The 20,740-nt window shown below is 45.5% G+C and carries 16 protein-coding genes and 1 riboswitch; of the genes, 10 read left to right on the plus strand and 6 right to left on the minus strand.

All coding sequences use genetic code 11. From position 1 onward, the window contains the following. Nucleotides 1-26: 26 nt before the first annotated feature. Nucleotides 27-1,655 carry a high affinity choline transporter 1 gene (locus tag BLV90_RS03080; protein ID WP_091735987.1) on the minus strand — a complete coding sequence of 543 codons (1,629 nt, stop codon included), beginning with the start codon at nucleotides 1,653-1,655 and terminating at the stop codon, nucleotides 27-29. A 271-nt stretch (nucleotides 1,656-1,926) separates the two neighbouring features. Between BLV90_RS03080 and betB the strand changes: the two genes are divergently transcribed. The 3 genes from betB (at nucleotide 1,927) to BLV90_RS03095 (ending at nucleotide 5,539) form a co-directional block, all read left to right on the plus strand. After that, nucleotides 1,927-3,384: a betaine-aldehyde dehydrogenase gene (gene betB, locus BLV90_RS03085; RefSeq protein WP_091736291.1), complete on the plus strand. Its 1,458-nt coding sequence runs from the start codon at nucleotides 1,927-1,929 to the stop codon at nucleotides 3,382-3,384. 27 nt (nucleotides 3,385-3,411) lie between these two features. Continuing rightward, entirely contained in the window at nucleotides 3,412-4,620 is a 1,209-nt protein-coding gene (gene gbsB / locus BLV90_RS03090; protein ID WP_091735990.1) for a choline dehydrogenase, read from the plus strand. Nucleotides 4,621-4,759: 139 nt separating this feature from the next. Beyond that, nucleotides 4,760-5,539, plus strand: a complete 780-nt coding sequence (locus tag BLV90_RS03095) for an N-acetylmuramoyl-L-alanine amidase (protein WP_091735993.1) — start codon at nucleotides 4,760-4,762, stop codon at nucleotides 5,537-5,539. Between the two features lie 10 nt (nucleotides 5,540-5,549). On the opposite strand, the gene BLV90_RS03100 is transcribed toward BLV90_RS03095, so the two are convergent. Both BLV90_RS03100 and BLV90_RS03105 read right to left on the minus strand, forming a co-directional pair. Then, entirely contained in the window at nucleotides 5,550-6,362 is an 813-nt protein-coding gene (locus tag BLV90_RS03100; protein ID WP_091735996.1) for a YqhG family protein, read from the minus strand. Then, nucleotides 6,343-8,067 carry a DEAD/DEAH box helicase gene (locus tag BLV90_RS03105; RefSeq protein ID WP_091735998.1) on the minus strand — a complete coding sequence of 575 codons (1,725 nt, stop codon included), beginning with the start codon at nucleotides 8,065-8,067 and terminating at the stop codon, nucleotides 6,343-6,345. Before BLV90_RS03105 ends, BLV90_RS03100 begins: the two co-directional genes overlap by 20 nt. 207 nt (nucleotides 8,068-8,274) lie before the next feature. Between BLV90_RS03105 and BLV90_RS03110 the strand changes: the two genes are divergently transcribed. Further along, nucleotides 8,275-9,375 (plus strand): CotH kinase family protein, encoded by a 1,101-nt coding sequence (locus tag BLV90_RS03110; RefSeq protein WP_177167869.1) that lies wholly within the window; start codon nucleotides 8,275-8,277, stop codon nucleotides 9,373-9,375. 67 nt (nucleotides 9,376-9,442) lie between these two features. Here the strand turns inward: BLV90_RS03110 and BLV90_RS03115 are convergent, their stop codons facing one another. Further along, nucleotides 9,443-9,637 carry a hypothetical protein gene (locus tag BLV90_RS03115; RefSeq protein ID WP_091736005.1) on the minus strand — a complete coding sequence of 65 codons (195 nt, stop codon included), beginning with the start codon at nucleotides 9,635-9,637 and terminating at the stop codon, nucleotides 9,443-9,445. Between the two features lie 181 nt (nucleotides 9,638-9,818). Beyond that, nucleotides 9,819-10,001 carry a hypothetical protein gene (locus BLV90_RS03120; protein ID WP_091736008.1) on the minus strand — a complete coding sequence of 61 codons (183 nt, stop codon included), beginning with the start codon at nucleotides 9,999-10,001 and terminating at the stop codon, nucleotides 9,819-9,821. A 246-nt stretch (nucleotides 10,002-10,247) separates the two neighbouring features. Beyond that, a riboswitch (glycine riboswitch) is annotated at nucleotides 10,248-10,339 on the plus strand. A 150-nt stretch (nucleotides 10,340-10,489) separates the two neighbouring features. Here BLV90_RS03120 and gcvT point away from each other — a divergent pair. From gcvT to BLV90_RS03140, 5 genes are all read left to right on the plus strand, one after another. Further along, nucleotides 10,490-11,584: a glycine cleavage system aminomethyltransferase GcvT gene (gcvT, locus tag BLV90_RS03125; RefSeq protein WP_091736011.1), complete on the plus strand. Its 1,095-nt coding sequence runs from the start codon at nucleotides 10,490-10,492 to the stop codon at nucleotides 11,582-11,584. Nucleotides 11,585-11,612: 28 nt separating this feature from the next. Further along, nucleotides 11,613-12,959: an aminomethyl-transferring glycine dehydrogenase subunit GcvPA gene (gene gcvPA / locus BLV90_RS03130; protein WP_091736014.1), complete on the plus strand. Its 1,347-nt coding sequence runs from the start codon at nucleotides 11,613-11,615 to the stop codon at nucleotides 12,957-12,959. Next, on the plus strand, nucleotides 12,956-14,431 hold the full coding sequence (gene gcvPB, locus BLV90_RS03135; protein WP_091736017.1) for an aminomethyl-transferring glycine dehydrogenase subunit GcvPB: 1,476 nt from the start codon (nucleotides 12,956-12,958) through the stop codon (nucleotides 14,429-14,431). Before gcvPA ends, gcvPB begins: the two co-directional genes overlap by 4 nt. A gap of 19 nt (nucleotides 14,432-14,450) precedes the next feature. Beyond that, the gene (locus BLV90_RS16790) at nucleotides 14,451-14,705 is read left to right on the plus strand and encodes an SDR family oxidoreductase (protein ID WP_177167870.1); all 255 of its coding nucleotides are present in this window, start codon (nucleotides 14,451-14,453) and stop codon (nucleotides 14,703-14,705) included. A 285-nt stretch (nucleotides 14,706-14,990) separates the two neighbouring features. Continuing rightward, a complete protein-coding gene (locus tag BLV90_RS03140; protein ID WP_245726233.1) occupies nucleotides 14,991-16,832 on the plus strand; it encodes an AMP-dependent synthetase/ligase in 1,842 nt (613 codons plus the stop codon). A 62-nt stretch (nucleotides 16,833-16,894) separates the two neighbouring features. On the opposite strand, the gene BLV90_RS03145 is transcribed toward BLV90_RS03140, so the two are convergent. Next, a complete protein-coding gene (locus BLV90_RS03145; protein WP_091736020.1) occupies nucleotides 16,895-18,817 on the minus strand; it encodes an alkaline phosphatase D family protein in 1,923 nt (640 codons plus the stop codon). Nucleotides 18,818-19,206: 389 nt separating this feature from the next. Here BLV90_RS03145 and BLV90_RS03150 point away from each other — a divergent pair, with 389 nt between their 5' ends. Continuing rightward, complete coding sequence (locus tag BLV90_RS03150) at nucleotides 19,207-20,739, plus strand: aldehyde dehydrogenase family protein (RefSeq protein ID WP_091736023.1); 1,533 nt, start codon at nucleotides 19,207-19,209, stop codon at nucleotides 20,737-20,739. Nucleotide 20,740: the final 1 nt, after the last annotated feature.

A 20,740-nucleotide genomic window follows, 5' to 3' on the forward strand; every position in this document is an offset into this window, starting at 1 on the left:
AACCAAGGGGTGAATGAGGAAATAAATTAAGTAATCTTACGTGGGTTGTGTAGAGGAACGGGGGGACTTAGCTTTGTAGTAAGCTTAGAGACAACGTAAATCGTGATCAGGCTACATACCATTGCAAAGGTACGGAAGGGAAAGAGTACTACTCCTTCATGGATCATGGGGTAAGGCAGGAAATGCGGAATGTTAAAAACAGGTTCTCCTCCGCCAATGCGGAGAATAAAGGCGACGATGATACCAGCGACGGAGCCATACCAGTTCGCTGATTTAGAGAAGAGTGCCATCGTTAGTTGAGGAAAAAGCATGCAATAGACAAAATCACTACAAAGAACCCATAGTTCACTTACACTCTTCACATTGAGAGCGATGATAGTGGCGGCTACCCCAACGAGCAAAATGGCTCGTTGTATTACTTTTCCAAGTTCTTTAGCAGTTGCCTTCGGTTTGAAGAGAGGTCGATAAACATTCCAGGAAGACATGCTTGCCGCAGATAAGATAGAAGCGTCCACAGAGGACATCACCGCCGCTGCTAATGCGCCCAACCCAACTGCAGCTACAAAACTAGGTGTTAGATAGCGAAGCACATACGGGAACACCATGGCTGCGTTTTCCGGTTTGGGAAATCCCAGTGCTGTCCAGTCTGCATTATAACCAATAATCCCCACTAGCATGGATGGGACAGCTACGATCAAGGCGACACCTCCAGCCATGATAGATAACCACATGGCGATCGATGCACTTTTGGAAGAGAGAACACGTTGAAAGTATACTTGCCAAGGAATTCCACCGAAGAGAAGTAGGAAGGCAAGGTCCCACCATTGCCAGTACTTATCTCCCCAGCTAGGGTCTTTCCAACCGTTTAATGGAGGGAAAAAACTGGCGTAGTTGGTTCCATTTTTACCAATACTGGACACATATTGTGTCCAGTTCTCCTGTAGCCCTCCAGTATGTTTCATGGCGAAGGGAACGATGAGGAAAAGACCTACAATAATGATGGACAATTGTACAGCATCCGTGTAGGCCACAGACCACATACCACCTACCACAGTATAGGCGATAGCAAAGATAGCGGAGATGATGATGGATGTGGTGAAGTCGAGTCCAAGGATCGTACCAAAGGTAGTGCCCAATGCGGTTAAGATAGCTCCGCTCCAGAAAATTTCTCCGGCTAACGCTGGTAGAAAGAGAACAGCGGCGATTTTTTTCCCAAAGCGTGCTTCAAGTGGATCGATCATCGTTGTAAATTCATAGTTACGCATCCGGCGTGCGTAAAAAATACCAGCGATTATCAAACTGATCGCATAGGCCCAGGGAGCTTGCGCCCAGACAAGACCAGGACTATAGGTGGCCTCGGCGGTTCCATTGATATAACCTCCACCGACCCAGGTAGCACTCATCGAGAACATCCCGATCCAGAGAGGGATCGACCTTCCTGCTAACATCATGCCTTGTAATCCAGTATCGTTTTTATTCCCGGCATAGACACCGATGAAGTAAATGATAAAGAAGAAAAAAAGCATAAAGATTAAGCCTGTCCAAAAAATATCACGACCACTGAGGGTAGCGTATACCAATAGAAATACAGCTAGGACTCCAATCCCGATAAACCCGATGATGTTCCAGTTAGGTTTGTTAGATGTGCCACCCATGAAGGATATTCAACCCCTTTTTTGATACCTACTCGTAGGATGAGTTTGCCGAAAGCATCGTCTTCAGTATCTCCGACGGGGAAGCAGGGTATTCTACACCGAAAATAGGAGCGTTGGGATGGTGCTATAAAATGAAAGCATAACGAAATGTACATAATAAAAAGGGGACGGGTTGTCAAATCGGAAAGGGAAATGGTATTATTAGAATTAAACAGTTCGTACAGAAAAAACTGTACAAACAATAAGGGGTGAAACCTTGGAAACGAAAAAAATGTTTGTGAATGGCAAATGGATCGGAGCAGAGTCTGGAGAAACTCGAGAAATTATCAACCCATTTAATCAGGAGACGGTCGCCATCGTTCCTGAAGCGGGTCGTGAAGATACACAAAAAGCGATTCAGGCGGCAAGGGCTGCTTTTGACAATGGAGAATGGCCGCATACGCCTGCTACAGAACGAGGGAAGAAGCTATTTGAGGTAGCAGCCCTTATTGAGCAGAATAATGAAGAATTGGCAAAGCTAGAAACCCTCGATACTGGTAAAACCCTTGTGGAAAGTCGCGCGGACATGGAAGATATTGCAGGCGTATTTCGCTATTATGCAGGATTAGCAGATAAAGATGGTGGTGAAACGATCGATCCGCCGATGCCGGATGCGACTAGCCAAGTGGTCCGTGAACCCGTTGGGGTTTGTGGCATGATCACCCCATGGAATTATCCGTTACTTCAGGCCTCATGGAAGCTCGCCCCCGCCTTAGCAGCTGGATGTACGTTGGTTATCAAACCCAGTGAAATTACACCATTAACTACCTTGAAAATAGCCGAGTTGATGGAAGAGGTTGGATTTCCGACAGGTGTTGTCAATGTTGTGACGGGCCCAGGGGCAACGGTAGGTGCAGAGTTAGCAGAATCTAATCAAGTCGATTTAGTTTCCTTCACAGGGGGAATTGAAACAGGACGAAAAGTGATGCAGGCCGCTAGCGGCAATATGAAAAAAATTGCTCTCGAATTGGGTGGTAAAAACCCCAATATCGTTTTCGCGGATGGTGACTTTGAGACCACTGTGGATTATGCGATGAATGCTGTTTATTTTCATGCTGGACAAGTTTGCTCCGCAGGAGCTCGATTAATCATCGAAGAGAGCCTCCACGATAAGTTTGTGGATGAGCTTGTAAAACGGGTGAAAAAAATCCGTCTCGGTAATGGGATGGATGAATCTACCCAAATCGGTCCGCTTACTTCAGCAGAGCATCGTGCAAAGGTAGAAGGCTATATTCAAGTAGGTCAAGAAGAAGGAGCTAAACTCCTCATCGGTGGAAAACGGCCGGAAGGACCCGAGTTTGAAAAAGGATTTTTCCTAGAGCCTACGATCTTTGATGGATGCGATGCACGTATGAGGATTGTGCAAGAGGAAACTTTTGGTCCAATCTTGACGATTGAAACCTTTAAGACGGAGGAAGAAGCGATTGCCCTTGCCAATGACTCTGTATATGGGTTAGCAGGTGCTGTTTGGACTCAGAATATGAATCGAGCTCAGCGTGTAAGTCGGAGCTTACGAATGGGGACAGTTTGGATTAATGATTTTCACCCCTATTTCCCTCAAGCACCTTGGGGCGGCTATAAGCAATCAGGCATTGGCCGTGAGCTTGGTAAAACAGGGCTAGAAGAGTACACCGAACAGAAACACATCTTCAAAAATCTGAACCCACAACCGATGGGTTGGTTCAACTAAAGAGAATCACGAGGAGGCTGAACACTAATGACCATGCGATTTGAACAAATGATGGATCAGAAGAATTTTATTATGCCAACCAAAGTAGTATCTGGAATTGGTGCTTCTAAGCAAGCTGCAGATGAAATTAAAGCGTTGGGCGTTACGAAGGCAATGATTGTAACCGATAATGGGATTTATCAAGCCGGGATTATTGATCCTATCGCTGAATCCTTGCAGGCGGCAGGTCTAGGAGTTTATATTTTCCACGAGATTCAAGGAGAACCGGATACCGATCTCATAGCAAAAGGAAGTAGCATCTATAAAGAACAGGGCTGTGATGGCTTGGTAGCGATTGGTGGGGGTAGCTCCATGGATACAGCCAAAGCTATCGGAGTAGAAGCGGTTCACCCTGAACCACTTTTAACCTATGAAGCATCAGATGCTGGGAAACCTCTGGAAAATCGAATTCCTCCCCTTACCACGATCCCGACAACAGCGGGTACTGGATCTGAAGTAACCCAGTGGGCAGTGATTAAAGACCCTGTACGAGAAATCAAATTTAACGTGGGTGGCCCTTTGATCCCAGCACATCTAGCAATCATCGATCCTGAGCTCCATATGTCGATGCCGCCTCATATTACAGCAGCAACGGGTGTAGATGCGCTATCCCATGCCATTGAGTGTTACACCATGCATCAGTCTCAGCCGATCACCGATGCTTTTGCATTACTGGCCATTGAATATGCAGCGAAATATCTGCGTCGCGCCTACGCCAATGGCAGTGACATTGAAGCACGTTATGGTATGGCTCAAGCTGCTATGTTAGCAGGGCTTTCCTATGGTAGTGACTCAGCAGGTGCGGCTCATGCAATGGCTCAGACCCTTGGTGGGATGGTTCCCGTCATGCATGGTCAGTGTGTGTCTGCTATGCTCCCTCCAGTTATGGAATTTAACTGGATGGGCTTCCCTGAGAAATTTGCCCGGATTGCTGAAGCGATGGGTGTAGACACGGAAGGGATGACCTTGGAAGAAGCAGCAAAATCTGCTGTCATTGCAGTTGAAGAGTTAGTGGCGGATGTCGAAATCCCCAGCTTGATCGAGCAAGGGGTGGATCCAGAACAAATCGAACGGTACGCTCAAGCTGCTCTTGAAGATCCGCAAACCTTTGGGAACCCACGTGTGATTAAACGGGTAGAGGACTATCAATGGATTTACCGTCGTTCCCTTGGTCTGGAAGACTCCACACTGTATTGATTCATTCACAAAAAAGACTTCCTTTGGGAAGTCTTTTTTGTGTTGAATTTGTATTGCTCTCATCCGCTTTCGTACTAAGCGGCTAGGAGAAGGATTCATATACTTATAGGAAGGAGAGTAAGGAGATGATTTCTATTATATGGTGAAAATTGTTGTTGACCCAGGTCATGGAGGGAATGATTTAGGAGTAGTTGTGGGGGACTTGCGAGAGAAGGATTTGACCCTTCAACTATCTCTTAGGATGAGAGGCTATCTGATGAGTCGATATCGTGTTCATGTCTGTATGACAAGGACAACCGATCGTACACTTAGTCTTTTAGAACGAGTTGCGTATGCTAATCAGTTGAATGCCGACTTTTTTTGCTCCCTTCACATCAATTCGGGTGGGGAGAAGGGATGGGAAAGTTATGTGAAGAGTACCTCAACGCCGAATGCATATTTAACTGCACAACATCGACTTCATTCCAAGGTAATGAGTCTTCTGGAACCCTACAAGATCATCGACCGTGGAGAAAAACAGGCGGATTTTTATGTTCTTCGTTACACAAGGATGCCTGGGGTGCTTTTGGAGTCTTTATTTATCGATACCATGAAGGAGCGACGATACTTACAAAATCACTCCTTTATGACGACGTTGGCTCATGCAATGGGAGAAGGGGTTGCTAGAGCTTTGCAATTATCTTCTAGACGGGCCGGGATCGTCTATCGAATTATCGCGGGCTCCTTTTTGGATCGAGACCTAGCGGTAGCAAGACAGCGGTTTCTACGACTAGGGGGTATTGAATCGATCATCATGAATGTGGGATTATCCCAGAAATACTACCAGGTTCAAGCCGGTGCTTTTCAAGTTCGTTCAAATGCAGAGGCGCGCTTGCAACGGATCCAGCGGATGGGACTGACCCATGTTTTTATCGGATAGAGAGAGTGGACTATTCCTTTTGTGAAGTAAGGTAAAAGAGCCCTGCCCCAACGGTTTCTACCTCCACGCGGGGGTGGTATTGCCAGACCGTTTCACGTAACCGCTGTTTTTTCTCTTCGTGGAGGGAGTCACTCATTCGCCACTCTTCAGGGTAAAAAGCATGGAGTTGGGCTAGCTCCTGATTGAGCTGTGCCATTGCATGATCCGCCCATGTGAGGTCCTGGTGTTCAATCCAGCCTTGAAGCCAATACTCTAATTCTCCGACGGCTTCTGGAATGGATAGGAGTAGAGGGAGGGTATGACGTCGATCCGGTAGCCTATGGCTCCATTCTCGATGTTGGAGTTGTTGATCAAAATTCTCAACGATCTCCCCTGTTCTAAGATGGATTCCTAGACTCACCAGATCATCTTTTTTTCGATCACATAGAAAAGAAATCTGGTAATGAAGAGCAAGCCATGGTTCATAGGGAAGAGAGTCCCTCCGTTGCACTCGTCGGCTGTTATCCTCATATAGACGAACAAAACGGCCGTTTTTGCGTGCAGAAAGAAGCATTTGTTGAAAACGTGGGGCTCCTGAGGTGAGAAGATCCTCACGAACTCCAGGAGGGGCCTTCCCTGGTTCAAAGGTGAATAACAGTGTGGCGGGCTGAGGTTCCAAGCCCATCTTCTCTACATACATCCAATAAAAAGGGCGGTGGATAAGATCCTTATCCACTTGTATCGATAGACGGCTCTCTATATAGTCTGGATGCGTCTCGATGATCTGACAGCCATATGCTTCTAAATATCGAAGGGCTAAGGATCTAACTTGGCTGGGTTCCATCCATCAACACTTCCCGTCTCTCAATTTCTGACCGTACTTCTTCTTCAGCAATGGTAAATTTATCCCCCAGTATGTTGAGTTTTTCTTTGATCTCTGTGTCATCCTGAGACTCTAGCATAATACGCATTAGGTTTTTCTCCACATCTTCGTTTAAGCCCATTTGCTCCAGAATGGTGTCCACTTCTCCAATAACAGAGCGAAACATATCGATCTTTTCATGAAGAAGCCAGACAATATGTTCTTCGATAGTATTTTCGGTCGCAAAGTTAAAGATTGTTACATCTTGGGATTGACCTAAGCGGTGAACACGACCGATCCTTTGTTCGACTCGCATCGGATTCCAAGGCAGATCGTAGTTAATGATGTGGTGACAGAATTGAAGGTTGATTCCTTCTCCTCCAGCCTCGGTTGCAACCATCACCTGGGCGCGATTTTGGAAGATCTCTCGCATCCAATCCTTTTTATTGCGTGCAAAGCCACCACGGTAGGGAACAGCATAGATATCCCGTTCATTGAGAGCGCGAATCAATAGGTCCTGGGTAGCTCGATATTCGGTGAAAATAATCACCTTATCATTAATTTCCTGTACAAGTCGAAGTGCTTCTTCAACTTTTGATTGAGTTTCCACAGCGCGGAGTAGTTCAACAAGTTGAGTAATTTCGGGTGAAAGGGTATCTTTTCCTTCCGTTCCCCGTTTAAGCAACTTAAAAAGGGTAAGGAAAGCAGCATCTCGGCTACTACATACCTCCCTTTGCAAAGTGATCAAAGAGAGAAGGCTTTTTAACTGACTATGGGCGGACTGATACTGCTCTCGGACAAACTGAGTTATTCCATCGTACAGGGCGCGTTCAGCAGGAGAGAGTGTGATGGGTATAGTACGGACATGACGTTTGGTAAAGGCGATATGTCCATCACTCCGCTTATTGCGAATCATGACCCGGCGTACCTCATCCCGTAGCTGTTCTTCATTTTTAGGCTTTCGCTTGCCAGCTACATACGTGGTGTTGAAGGAGGTTTGCTGGCCCAATTGGCCCGGTTTTAATAACGTGACCAGGTTGTACAACTCGTGTAGATCATTTTGAATGGGTGTTGCTGTAAGCAGGAGGGAGTACTTTTTCTTCATTTCATTAATGAATTGCCAGTTTTTTGTGCGTCGATTTTTTAATTTATGAGCTTCGTCAACGATCAGGAGGTCATAGTGGCGATTAAGTACTTTACTTCGATGGGGATCTCGTTTTGCTGTGTCAATCGAAGCAACGAGAATATCATATTGCTCCCACATCCACTCTTTTTTCTGTGGTGTGGCAGGAATTTGGAACTTTTGATTTAATTCACGGGTCCATTGGATGACGAGGGAAGAAGGGACAAGGATGAGAGCGCTTTTGACAAGCCCCCGTACCATGTACTCTTTTAGAATAAGACCAGCTTCAATGGTTTTACCAAGGCCTACTTCATCAGCTAGAATAGCTCGTCCTTTCATTTCTCCTAGAACACGTTGGGCGGTTTCGATTTGGTGGGGTAGAGGGTCAAATCCAGTAACATATTCCAAACAACGGAGGGTGTCAAAATCAGGAATACGTTGGTGATCAGCCGCTTCCAAGGCAAGCCGATAACCTTCCCATGTGGACCATCCAGCATCTTGATCCATGTTTTTTAGAAAATTGTTTAACCATGTACGATCCATACGAATAGGTATAGATTCCATCCAGATACCTCCGTCGGAATTAGAATGAACAATCCATCCTAGTATGAGTGTATTTTCCTCTCATTATGTGTCAGAGACCTAGAAAAGGAAGGGTGTGAACTAGGGCGGAGGTGTCTAGAGACGAATGATGGTTTTTTCAGAAGCCGTTCACGAATGACAACCTATTCATATTGTAGTAGGAACAGAAGATGGGATGGGGGGATAGATGTGCAGAAGTCCACACTTCCTATATACTCTCTGCAGATCGATCCAGCGGTGTGGCAACATATGAAATATAATATATGGAGTAGCCATCCTGCACCTGCTCTGCTCCAGGCAGGAGACGGGGAATGTATAAGAGTGGGGTGCTGTTATCGAGGAGCACACACACGTTACTTTTCAAAAAAATCGTATTATATTACTGACCAAGATCAAGGACACGAATTGCATCTCAATGCGGAATACGTGGATAACTCCTTTATCCGAAACAAACTTTCCCTTGATTTTTTTAGAAGTATCGGTGTGATGTCCCCTCGTTCGCGTCATGTGTGGTTGAGGATAAATAAACATGATGAAGGACTTTACCTTGCATTAGAGTCGGTGAATGCTTCATTTATTCGCAGGCGAAATAAACCAAGTGGTTCGATTCATTATGCAATAAATGATGATGCCAATTTTTCTAAGAAAAACTCCCTGAATCAACTCAAAGATGATCTACTTTCAGGATATGAGCGGAAGGAAGGTTATTCAAATGACGATGAGGCTTTGCGCAGTTTTCTAGCATGGGTCAATGGAACTCGTCCTTCCGTTTTTGGAACGAAGGTGGGGAACTTTTTAGATGTAGAAAATTATCTTCGTTGGTTAGCAGGCGTTGTCTGTACACAAAATTATGATGGGTTTCTTCATAATTACGCTCTTTACCGTAATCATCAGACGGGTCGTTTTCAAATTATCCCCTGGGATTTTGATGCAACTTGGGGGCGAGATTGTAATGGGAAGGTAATGAAACCCAACTTTGTCTCCATTCGTGGGGACAATCAGCTAACGGCTAGATTATTGGCGGTTCCTGCTTATCGCAAGCGATATTGTGAAATCATGACCGTGATCCTCCGGAAATATTTTCATCCTAAAGTTTTACAACCGGTTATTCAAAATTTCTATCGACAGCTGACTCCTTATGTACAAAAAGAACCCTATAAATCTAGGGATATCGAAGAATTTCGCCAAGAACATCGACGCATTCTTTCGTATATTTACCATCGGCGCACTTATCTACAGAGAAAACTAGTGAAACTTTTTCCTAGTTCGAGCAGTCGAACGAGACTATGACAGTAGAACGGACCCCAGAAGTGTATCCTGAGGTCCGTTCTAACTTCTGGTGGTATGAGTAGAGGATTTATTTTTTGCTGCTTTTTCTTACCTGGTTTTGTAATTGTTGTACTTCTTTACGCAGTGCTTGAATTTCCTTATGTTGAGCTTGCATAGCCGCTAACAATTCAGAGGTATCGATGATGTTCACATTGACGTTGGTGATTTTTTTTTGTTTTTTTGACTCCTGACATTTTAAGCATTCCCATTCATCGAAAAACATGGTATATACCCCTCCCATTCTCGCTAGGGCATGGATGAGTATTTATTTCTAAAAAAATAACCGGCCTAGTAAGACCGGTCGAAGTAGAAGAGTTATCGTTTGATATGCTTGCGGATTACTTGAACAATGCTTTGAGCTTCGTCTTCTGACAGGCCACTATTTTTTAAGATTTCTGAGATTTCTACTTTTTTTTTGCGCCATCAGTATCAACAGCATCTTCTATAGAACCATTGTTGAGAATGTTGACATTGACGTTGACGACTTTAGTATTACAACCATCATCTTTTTTATCGCGTTTTTTTCGATCATGTTTACGATCATGTTTTGGATCACACCAACATGGATCATGACACCAGTCGGACATTATGTCACCCCCTTTCAAGGAAATTGCGAGATTGAAATCTTGGAAGACGTTTTTGTGTAACTAAATCTTTCTGATCCTTTCTCGCTTTCTTGATATATTCATATGCTATTAGAAAGAAGTTGACTAGACGAATGGTAGAAGAGAAGAGCACATCTTTTATAGAGTTGTAGAACAGGATTACAGCAGGGTATCGAAATAAAAAGAGAGTTATGGCACAATGGAAAGGAAATTTCCTAGCTACGGCGGTTGATGGCGGGAGGAGAGACCACAATGTTGTGGCGCCGAAGGAGCAAGCCCATTCGGGTGAATCTCTCAGGCAAAAGGACGCCCGTCGGACGTTCCTCTGGAAAGCGCTTGGTTCGATGGCCACCCAAGGGGCACACCCGGTTTATTCGGGTTTAACTCTCAGGTACCATGGACAGGGGGTAGATGAGGAAGCTTTCACTCCAGTTGCATACGCAGTTCCAATTCTCATGGAGGTGAAAATTATGGCCGAATTAAAACGGACATCACTCTATCCTGTGTATAAGGATGAGGCGAAGCTCGTCCCCTTTGGCGGATGGGAGCTACCAGTCCAGTTTTCCGGGATTAAAAGGGAACATGAAGCAGTGCGGGAAAAGGCGGGACTCTTTGATGTTTCCCATATGGGGGAAATCGAGGTTAAGGGTCCAGATGCATTCTCATTATTGCAACGGCTGACGACGAACGACCTGACGAAGGTAGTGCCTGGACAAGCTCAGTACACAGCGATGTGCTACCCTGATGGAGGCACTGTAGATGATCTATTGGTCTATCGCAAGGGGGAGACTTCCTTTTTGCTTGTGGTGAACGCAGCCAACATCGCTAAAGATGGGGAGTGGATTGAAAAGCACGTCACAGGCGAAGTAGAAGTGACAGATATCTCTGAAAAGACATCTCAACTTGCTCTACAAGGCCCCTTAGCACAATCGGTATTGCAAAAGCTGACTGAGACGGATCTAAATGCAATCAAATTGTTCCGTTTTGTTGAGGATGTCGAACTTACAGGGGTTCATGGTTTAGTTTCCCGTACAGGGTATACTGGTGAAGATGGTTTTGAAATCTATCTACCAGCAGAGGATGCCTCTGTATTATGGAATAAAATTTTGCAAGCGGGTGAGGATGTAGGGGTGATCCCTTGCGGATTAGGTGCTCGGGATACACTTCGTTTTGAGGCGCGGCTTGCTCTCTATGGAAATGAATTATCCGCAAGTGTTAGTCCGATCGAAGCAGGGATCGGATTTGCTGTAAAGCCGGATAAAGGGGACTTTATTGGTAGAGAAGTATTAGCAAGACAGAAAGAGGAAGGTGCCCCACGCAAGTTGGTAGGTTTAGAGATGACAGGACGTGGGATTCCGCGCTCTCATTACTCTGTTTATCGTGGGGAAGAGGAAATCGGTGTTGTTACTAGTGGGACACAATCGCCTACATTACAAAAAAATGTAGGACTTGCACTGATTAAGAGTGAATTAGCAGAGTTAGGCCAAGAGCTTGAAGTAGAGATTCGTGGTAAACGCGTGGCAGCGAAAATCGTTCCCACCCCTTTTTATAAACGCTCACAATGAAGAGAATAGTCGCGGAGGAGGAGACCGGATGACATATCGTTATCTACCAATGACAGAGCAGGACCGACGGGAAATGCTGTCAGTACTCGGCATCGAGTCTGTTGATGAACTATTTCAAGATATCCCAGAAGGGATCCGGTTTCAGGGGAGCTTAGCGGTGCCAAAGCCGCTGTCTGAACCAGCCCTTACTAAGCATATGGGGCGTTTAGCGCAAAAAAATGCATCTTTTGATCAATATGCATCCTTCCTCGGGGCAGGAGCGTATGAGCATTATGTACCGAGTGTGGTTAATCATGTGATCTCACGCTCTGAGTTTTATACAGCGTATACTCCCTATCAACCTGAGATTAGCCAAGGGGAGTTGCAAGCGATCTTTGAATTTCAGACGATGATTTGTGAATTGACAGGGATGGAAGTCGCGAACTCCTCGATGTATGATGGTCCCACAGCATTAGCTGAAGCGGCTGGTGTTGCCTCTTCGGTTTCTGGTAAGAAAAAGATTCTCGTTTCGGCGGCGGTACATCCAGAAGCACGCCATATTTTAGCGATTCAGGCGAAGGGATTGGGGCTAGAGGTTATCGAGATCCCCTGTCGTGAAGGAATTACAGATCTTGAGAGACTCCAAGCAGCTTCCGATAGTGATACAGCTGGGGTAATCGTACAATCCCCCAACTTTTATGGGAATATCGAAGACTTATCCCTTATCGAGCCGATTGCTCATCAACATAAAGGGATCTTTATTGTAAGCGCCAATCCCGTTTCCCTTGGATTGTTAAAACCTCCTGGGGAATTTGGTGCCGATATCGTTGTGGGTGATGCACAACCCTTTGGTATCCAAGTGCAATTCGGAGGTCCTCATTGCGGATTTTTTGCTGTTACACGAAAGCTGATGCGCAAAGTTCCTGGACGTATCGTTGGGCAAACAGTGGATGAAGAGGATGTTCGGGGTTTTGTATTGACCCTTCAAGCGAGGGAGCAACATATTCGACGGGAGAAAGCTACCTCCAATATCTGTTCTAACCAGGCACTCAACGCACTGGCCGCTGCTGTCCACATGACAGCCCTTGGAAAAGAAGGACTGCAAAAACTAGCCCGGCTCAATTTCTCCAAGGCTCATTATGCTCAAGAGCAGCTGAGTCGTCTACCTGGTGTGGAGCCGCTCTTTGAGCAACCTTTCTTTAATGAGTTTGCTGTCAAACTGTCCAAACCTGTTTCCGAGGTGAATAAGGCTCTAATAAAACAGCGTATTATTGGTGGCTATGATCTCGGTCGGGATGATGAGGCACTTATAGGTTCTACTCTCTTAGCTGTGACAGAGATGAGAACGAAAGAAGAAATCGATGAACTGGTTGCTGAATTGGAGGGATTGCTATGAGTGCAGAAAAGGAATTGATCTTTGAACTCAGCAAACCAGGTCGTGTCGCATATAGTTTGCCGGAAAATGACGTTCCTGATGTTGACCCGAAAAATCTGTTGCCTGAGGGGATGATCCGAGAGATACCTGCGGAATTTCCCGAGGTATCGGAGTTGGATTTAATTCGTCATTATACAGAACTTTCGCGGCGCAATCATGGGATTGATAATGGCTTTTATCCCCTAGGTTCCTGTACGATGAAATACAATCCCAAAGTGCATGAAGATGTGGTAAGGTACCCTGGATTTGCTAAAATTCACCCCTTTCAACCAGGGGAAACCGTTCAAGGTGCCTTACAACTCATGTACGAATTGCAACAAGATCTTGCTGAAATTACGGGCATGGATCAAGTGAGCTTACAACCCGCCGCGGGCGCCCAGGGTGAGTGGACAGGTCTGATGATGATTCGCGCGTACCATGAAAGTCGTGGCGAAACTAAACGAAACAAAGTGATCGTACCCGATTCTGCCCATGGGACCAATCCCGCTAGTGCAACAGTAGCTGGTTTTGAAGCTGTGACTGTTACATCCAACAACGAAGGGCTTGTAAGCGTAGCTGATTTAAAGAAAGTGGTTGGAGAGGATACGGCGGCACTGATGTTGACCAACCCCAACACCCTTGGCCTCTTTGAACGAGAAATCAAGGAGATTGCCGATATCGTCCATAAGGCGGGAGGACTCCTCTATTACGATGGTGCCAATGCCAATGCGATCCTAGGTAAAACGCGCCCTGGGGATATGGGCTTTGATGTGGTGCATCTCAACCTCCATAAAACCTTTACAACTCCCCATGGGGGCGGTGGCCCTGGATCCGGCCCAGTAGGAGTGAAGGATGTCCTCGTTCCTTTCCTTCCGGTTCCCGTCGTATCTATAGGGGAGGAAGGCTATTTCCTTAACTACGAAGGACCACAATCGATTGGTCGCGTTAAGGCCTTTAACGGTAATTTCGGGATGTTGGTCCGAGCATACGCCTATATTCGGACGATGGGGCCAGATGGACTTCGGCAAATTTCCGAAAATGCGGTGCTTAATGCGAACTATATGATGAAACGGCTCGAAAAATATTTTGATGTGCCCTTCAAGCAACATTGTAAACATGAATTTGTCCTATCAGGAAATCGGCAGAAGAAGCAAGGTGTACGAACGCTGGATATGGCAAAGCGTCTCTTAGATTTCGGGGTTCATCCGCCTACCGTCTACTTTCCGCTGATCGTGGAAGAGTGTATGATGATCGAACCGACAGAGACCGAGAGCAAGGAGACTTTAGATCAGTTTATCGAGGTGATGGGGAAGATCGCGAAGGAAGCGGAAGAAAATCCGGAAGTGATCCAAGAAGCTCCCCACACAACGTTGGTGAAACGCCTCGATGAGGTAAGGGCAGCCCGTAAACCGGTTTTGCGATGGGAGAAAGGAAACGCCTTACAAGATAAATAAGATCATTTTAGTAGAAGAAGTGCTTGGATATCCAAGCACTTCTTCTTTTTTGTCAACAGAAAGCCTCTTACAAATCGCAGAGTGTCAAGAGAATATACACTTCCATTTTGTATCGACGGTAAGTGTGTTGGGGGACTTGCCAGAAGATGTGGATGAGGACGTCTTTGCTGAGGATATTTTTGACTGGGGACAGCAACACGGGAATATGTACGTGGAAAGAAAATTTTCAGCAGAGAGATTGGTTCACCAAAGAATCGCAAAAGGGGTGGGATAAAATCAAGGTTGCTCTTAGCATCTTCTGATTTTTAGGAGACAACGTTTTTGTTGTAGTGGTTTAAATTTAATGATAAATATATAGTATAGAACTAGATGATTTAGAAGAGTGAAGAGCAAAACAAGGGGGGAATCAACGAACACCGATTTTGCAAACGGGCTCCTGCTTCATCCTGACAATATTGTAATCAAAGATGATTAGAGGCCTGGGAAGATTTCCTGAAATTTTTCATAAATATATAATGGGATGAAATCGTTTAGATTTCCCAGGATTGGAGGCCTTCTGTTGAAATCGAGAAACCTTGTAGAGATGGTAAAAAAGACAGTGGAAGCTTGTCCTGATAAAACGGCTTTGATGTGGAAAAATGAAGGCGCTTACAAAAATTTGTCCTATCGGGAGTTTTGGGAACAAATTCGGGATGCTGCAGCGGGATTGGCAAGACTTGGTGTCAAAGATGGAGATAAGGTGGCGATTTTATCAGAGAACAATCCAATGTGGACGGTATCGGATTTGGCGATTGCTAGTTTAGGTGGTGTAAGCGTTCCTATTTATCCGACCCTACCAGCCGATCAAGTAGCTTATATGTTACAAAACGCAGACTGTGTTGCGGCGATCGTAGAGAATGAAGCGCAGTTCGCCAAGGTAAAGGAGGGTAACGCAAACTTATCACATATTATAGTGATGAAGCCTGAGCCAGGGCTTTCCCGTGGAGAAGGTGTACTATCCTTTCGAGACCTATTACAAGAAGGCGCGGCTCTGCCCATTATTGCTTGGGAAGAAGGCTGGATGAAGATTCATCGGGATCAGTTAGTTACCATTATTCATACCTCAGGCACTACGGGGAAACCAAAGGGTGTCATGCTTACTCACGGTAACTTCCTTTCCAATATCGAAGGAGTTCTATTCTGGGTGGTTGATTTACGTCGAGAGGATGTCAGTCTATCCTATCTCCCGTTATCCCATGTATTTGAGCGAATGGTTGGTCAGTATGCTCCTCTATATGTCGGTTCTACGGTTGCTTTCGCTGAGGGAATCGATAAGATTTCAGAGAACCTGTTGGAAGTCCGGCCAACGATGATGACGAGTGTCCCTCGCCTTTTTGAAAAGGTATCTGTCGCCGTATTGGAACAAATTAAACAGGCTACCCCCATACGCCGGAAAATTTTCAACTGGGCGATGAGTCTGGGCATTGAACGTTATAATCGTTTTCAAGCTTCTTATGAAGAGGATTGGGTTTTCCGTGATCCCCTCACCCCTACACTTCGGCGACAGTTACGAGTAGCGGATCGCCTCGTATATAGCAAAGTGAGAGATCGACTGGGTGGTAGAATACGAGGGATGGTTTCGGGGGGCGCTGCGCTAAATGCCGATGTAAATCGCTTTTTCTGGGCGATGAATATTCCGATTATTGAAGGTTATGGATTAACGGAGACATCACCGATTATTACTGCGAATCCTACCATGAAGGCGAAAGTCGGCACTGTCGGAAAGCCTCTTCCCAATGTAGAGGTAAGTGTTGCTCCTGATGGGGAAGTGTTGGTCAAGGGACCCAATGTCATGGCAGGTTATTATAAAAATGAAGAAGCGACAGCCAAAGCGATCAAGGATGGTTGGTTCTATACTGGTGATCTAGGTGAATTTGATGAGCAAGGCTACCTGCGTCTAATTGATCGCAAAAAGAGTATTTTGGTGTTATCCACAGGGAAAAACGTGGCTCCTCAGCCCTTAGAAAGTGAAATGAATAACAGCCCTTTTATTTCTCAATCTGCACTAATCGGTAACGGGCGGAAGTATACAATTGCCTTAGTTGTTCCAGATATAGAACATATTCGTCCCTGGGCCAAAAGGGAAGGAATTGAAGCGGATACCTTCACAGAAATCATCAACCACCCCAAGGTGCGGCAATTAATCGTACAACAGGTCGAGGAAAAGACAGCGGAATTCGCTTCCTTTGAACGTCCTAAGAAGACAGCCATTGTAGATAGGGAGTGGACAGTGGATGGTGGGGAGTTAACACCCACTCTTAAGGTGAAGATGAAGGTGATCGAGGAGCGTTATCGCGAGTTGATCCAATCAATGTACGATGGGACGATGCCGACAGAGGAAGTAGCAGTTGGAGAAGCGTGATGGAAAAAGCTCCTTTTCGCTGTGAAACCACCCCCCGTGCACAACTGCGCGGGGGGTGGTCTTCACCTATGGAGAACATCGATTTTTGCTTCATCTCGTGGTACCTCACATTGAAATAACAAGGATTTAGTGGAAGTGCTACTCTGTCGAATATTGTTCACGCTATACGCGGTCCATGTGGTTTTGGCAGAAGATAGTTCCAGGATACAATAACCGTGGGTACTACTATTGATAAGCTTGATCCAAGGATTTTCCAAGCGAACCAAGTTGATCAGTTGTTCAAATAGCTTTTCCACGAGTGGGTGTGAGGAAGAAATCGTAACAAGTCCTTTTTTTCTCATTTCCTTTATTTCTTGTACTTGTTGTGCAATATCCTTATCCATTTGAGTGATTTTCTCCAATGCTTCGAGAGGGAACGGGTTTGAGGAGTTTTTTATCTTAGAAAATAACTGAGTGACCATGTCGAGGATGTTGGCAGATGTGACGGAGCCACCCATAAGCTCCACACCGACAGCATTTTGATCAGAATCTTCATTGAAATTCTCTTTAATTAAACTAGCTTCAAAGGTATGAAGATCGCCTGTAATGGTGATAAAGTTTTGGATATTGTTTTCCTTCAAATTACGGATAATTTCAAGGCGTTCACCTGCATATCCGTCCCAGGCGTCAAGGTTCAGCCAACGGCCCAATACTTTCAGTGGGGTAAATTGAACTTCGTTGCCCCAGATTTTCCATAGTGCATTCGAGGTTTTTAATTGATGGAGGAACCACTCTTTTTGACCAGAATGGGTACCCAACATGGATTGATTGGGGTCATTCATGGTTGCGCAACCATTCGTAAAATATCGATCCAAGGTTCCACTACCACAGGGGTGGGAACTACGATAAAGGCGTTGATCAGTCAGAATCAGCTCACATAGATTTCCTACGCGTACCGTCCGATAGATACGTAGGGAGTCAGTAAAATCTTTTGTCGCATCAAAGGCGACACGAGCAGGTGTATATTCAAACCAGACGCGGTTGGCACTTTGACGCCTAGTAGGATTAGAAGTGAGGTTGTCATCGGGGGCTATCGCTGGATAGTACGTATCGTTGGCATATTCGTGATCATCCCATATAGAGATGACAGCGTGGTTTTCATGGAGGCGTTGTAGGTGAGGGTCTGTGCGGTAGGTACGGTAGAGAGTGCGATAATCCTCAGTGGTAAAGGCTTTAGAATCTCCGCTAGGCAACTTGATGCTTCGGCCAGGAAGTGGATTTTGATAGGCGGATTCATCGACGGATTCGTAGACGTAATCCCCAAGGTGGACAATAAAATCAAGCTCTTCTTCTGCGACGTAGCTTAAAACCGGAAAGTAACCACTGGCATAATCCTGACAACTGATATAAGCAAAACGTGCGGAGGATAACTCGGTCCCAGCTGCGACCAGTGTTTTAAATCGTCCAGTAGGGCTGACATGGCCTGTCTGGGTGATAAAGCGATAATAGTAGAGTGTGCGTGGAGCCAATTTTCCATCTACATCCACTTTGACAACATTGTCGAAATCTTTCCAGATCGGAGTATACCCACTAAGAATCGGTTTTTTAAAGTCGGGGGTCAGAGAAATTTCAAGGAGCACAAATTCTCCCTTTAGGATAGCTTGCCGGATAGAGTCGGGAGGAGAAGAGCCATTGAGCCATTGTACGAGGCCACGATCGACGTGTTTGGCTGTCATCCCATTAAGAATGGTTGGGTCCACCCTTGTCCATAGGACGGCTCCTGTAGCAGTTGGATCCCCGGCGGCTACCGATTGGGGAAAGCCTTGGCCAGGAGGTTGTTGAGGAAGATAGCGAGGAAAATCAGAAGTGAATTCTTCAGCAGCAAAGGCACGGGCAAAGCGGTCCACACCGGTATGTTCTAAGAGTAGAAGGGCGGAACCTGCCAGCAGTGACTTAAGAAAGATTCTTCGTTCGGGGTGAGCGGGTGATTTACGATTGGAAGTCATCCATCATCCTCCTACATTTTACAAAGTAGAGAATATTAAACATCCTACCAATGAAATTTTAATATTTTTTGAATAGATTGTAAATAGATGGTTCATTCGTTGAATGTGAGACAACTGTAGCTTTCACCGAATGATCCTTTAGGATAAAGACAGTGAAAGCCCAATAGGAAAAGCAATATGATTGCAATGATTCAGCTAAACGATTCCTGGCGTACTTTTTCTAAGGAGGCATTATCCTTTTTGACAGTATTTATTCCATATACTGTCTTTGTAAAAAATCAGTGAATAGGGAGGGAAGCGCTTTCATATTGTTGAAGTGTTGTAGAGGGACGATCATGTCCTTTATCTAGATTCCACAGTTTTACAATTTGAAGGAGGAGTGTTTTGTCATGAGTGTGACCTTAGCCGGATACAAAAAACCGAACACCGAAGGAAGTGTCTTGCAGTTTAAGAAACAATACGAAAATTTCATCGGCGGTGAATGGGTTCCACCAGCTGGTGGTGAGTATTTCGATAATCCGTCTCCTGTAGATGGAAAGGTCTTCACTCGCATTCCCCGATCCAAAAAAAAGGATATTGAACTAGCAGTAAAAAAAGCACATGCCGTGAAGGAACGGTGGGGAAATACACCAGCAGCAAAACGGAGCCGAATGCTACTCAAAATTGCTGATGTGTTAGATAAAAATCGTGAATTACTCGCATTATCGGAGACTTGGGATAATGGTAAGCCGATTCGTGAAAGTCTTGCGGCGGACCTACCTTTAGCGAGCGACCATTTCCGTTATTTTGCTGGTGTGATCCGGGCGGAAGAGGGCGGCATGTCTGAGATCGATGCCAAAACCCTCGCGATGCATGTAAAAGAACCAATCGGTGTCGTCGGTCAAATCATTCCTTGGAACTTCCCTCTTCTAATGGCGGTTTGGAAAATGGCGCCAGCCCTAGCCGCTGGTAACTGTGTCGTTCTGAAGCCAGCCGAGCAAACCCCTGTGACCGTATTGCTCTTTGCTGAACTCATCGCCGATATTCTGCCCCCAGGTGTGCTGAATATCGTAAATGGATTTGGGCCAGAAGCGGGTCAAGCTCTTGCTACTTGCCCAGATATCGGCAAAATAGCCTTTACTGGGGAGACGACAACGGGTCGACTAATCATGCAATTTGCTTCGGAAAACATTAAACCAGTTACCCTCGAATTGGGTGGAAAGTCACCCAACATCTTTACGGAAAGCGTGATGGCGAAGAAGGATTCCTTCTTCGATAAAGCAGTCGAAGGATTTACGATGTTTGCCCTGAACCAAGGGGAGGTTTGCACCTGTCCTTCTCGTGCATTAATCCAAGAGTCGATCTATGATGAGTTTATGGAGAAAGCGATTGAGCGGGTGCGTAACATAAAACTTGGCGATCCACTCGATCCAACCACCATGATGGGCGCCCAAGCATCTGAGGATCAGTTCCAAAAGATCTTGAGTTATTTTGATATCGGTAAAAAAGAAGGCGCGAAGGTCCTTTATGGTGGCGATGTTTTCAAAAATGAACATCACCCAGGTGGCTTCTATGTGCAACCGACCATTTTTGAGGGCAATAACAAGATGCGTATTTTCCAAGAAGAAATCTTTGGCCCTGTGGTCTCTGTCACCACATTTAAGGATGAAGAGGAACTTTTGGAAATCGCTAACGATAGCTTATATGGGCTAGGTGCAGGTTTGTGGACACGGGATACCCACCAGGCTTACCAAATTGCTCGTAAAATCGAAGCAGGTCGTGTCTGGGTGAACTGCTATCATAACTACCCAGCCCATGCTGCATTCGGTGGTTATAAGCAATCTGGAATTGGTCGTGAAAATCACAAAATGATGTTGGATCATTATCGCCAGACGAAAAATATATTGGTTTCCTATGACCAAAACCCTACTGGCCTGTTCTAGG

The sequence above is a fragment of the Marininema mesophilum genome, from assembly GCF_900106775.1.
Taxonomy (GTDB): Bacteria; Bacillota; Bacilli; order Thermoactinomycetales; family DSM-45169; genus Marininema; species Marininema mesophilum.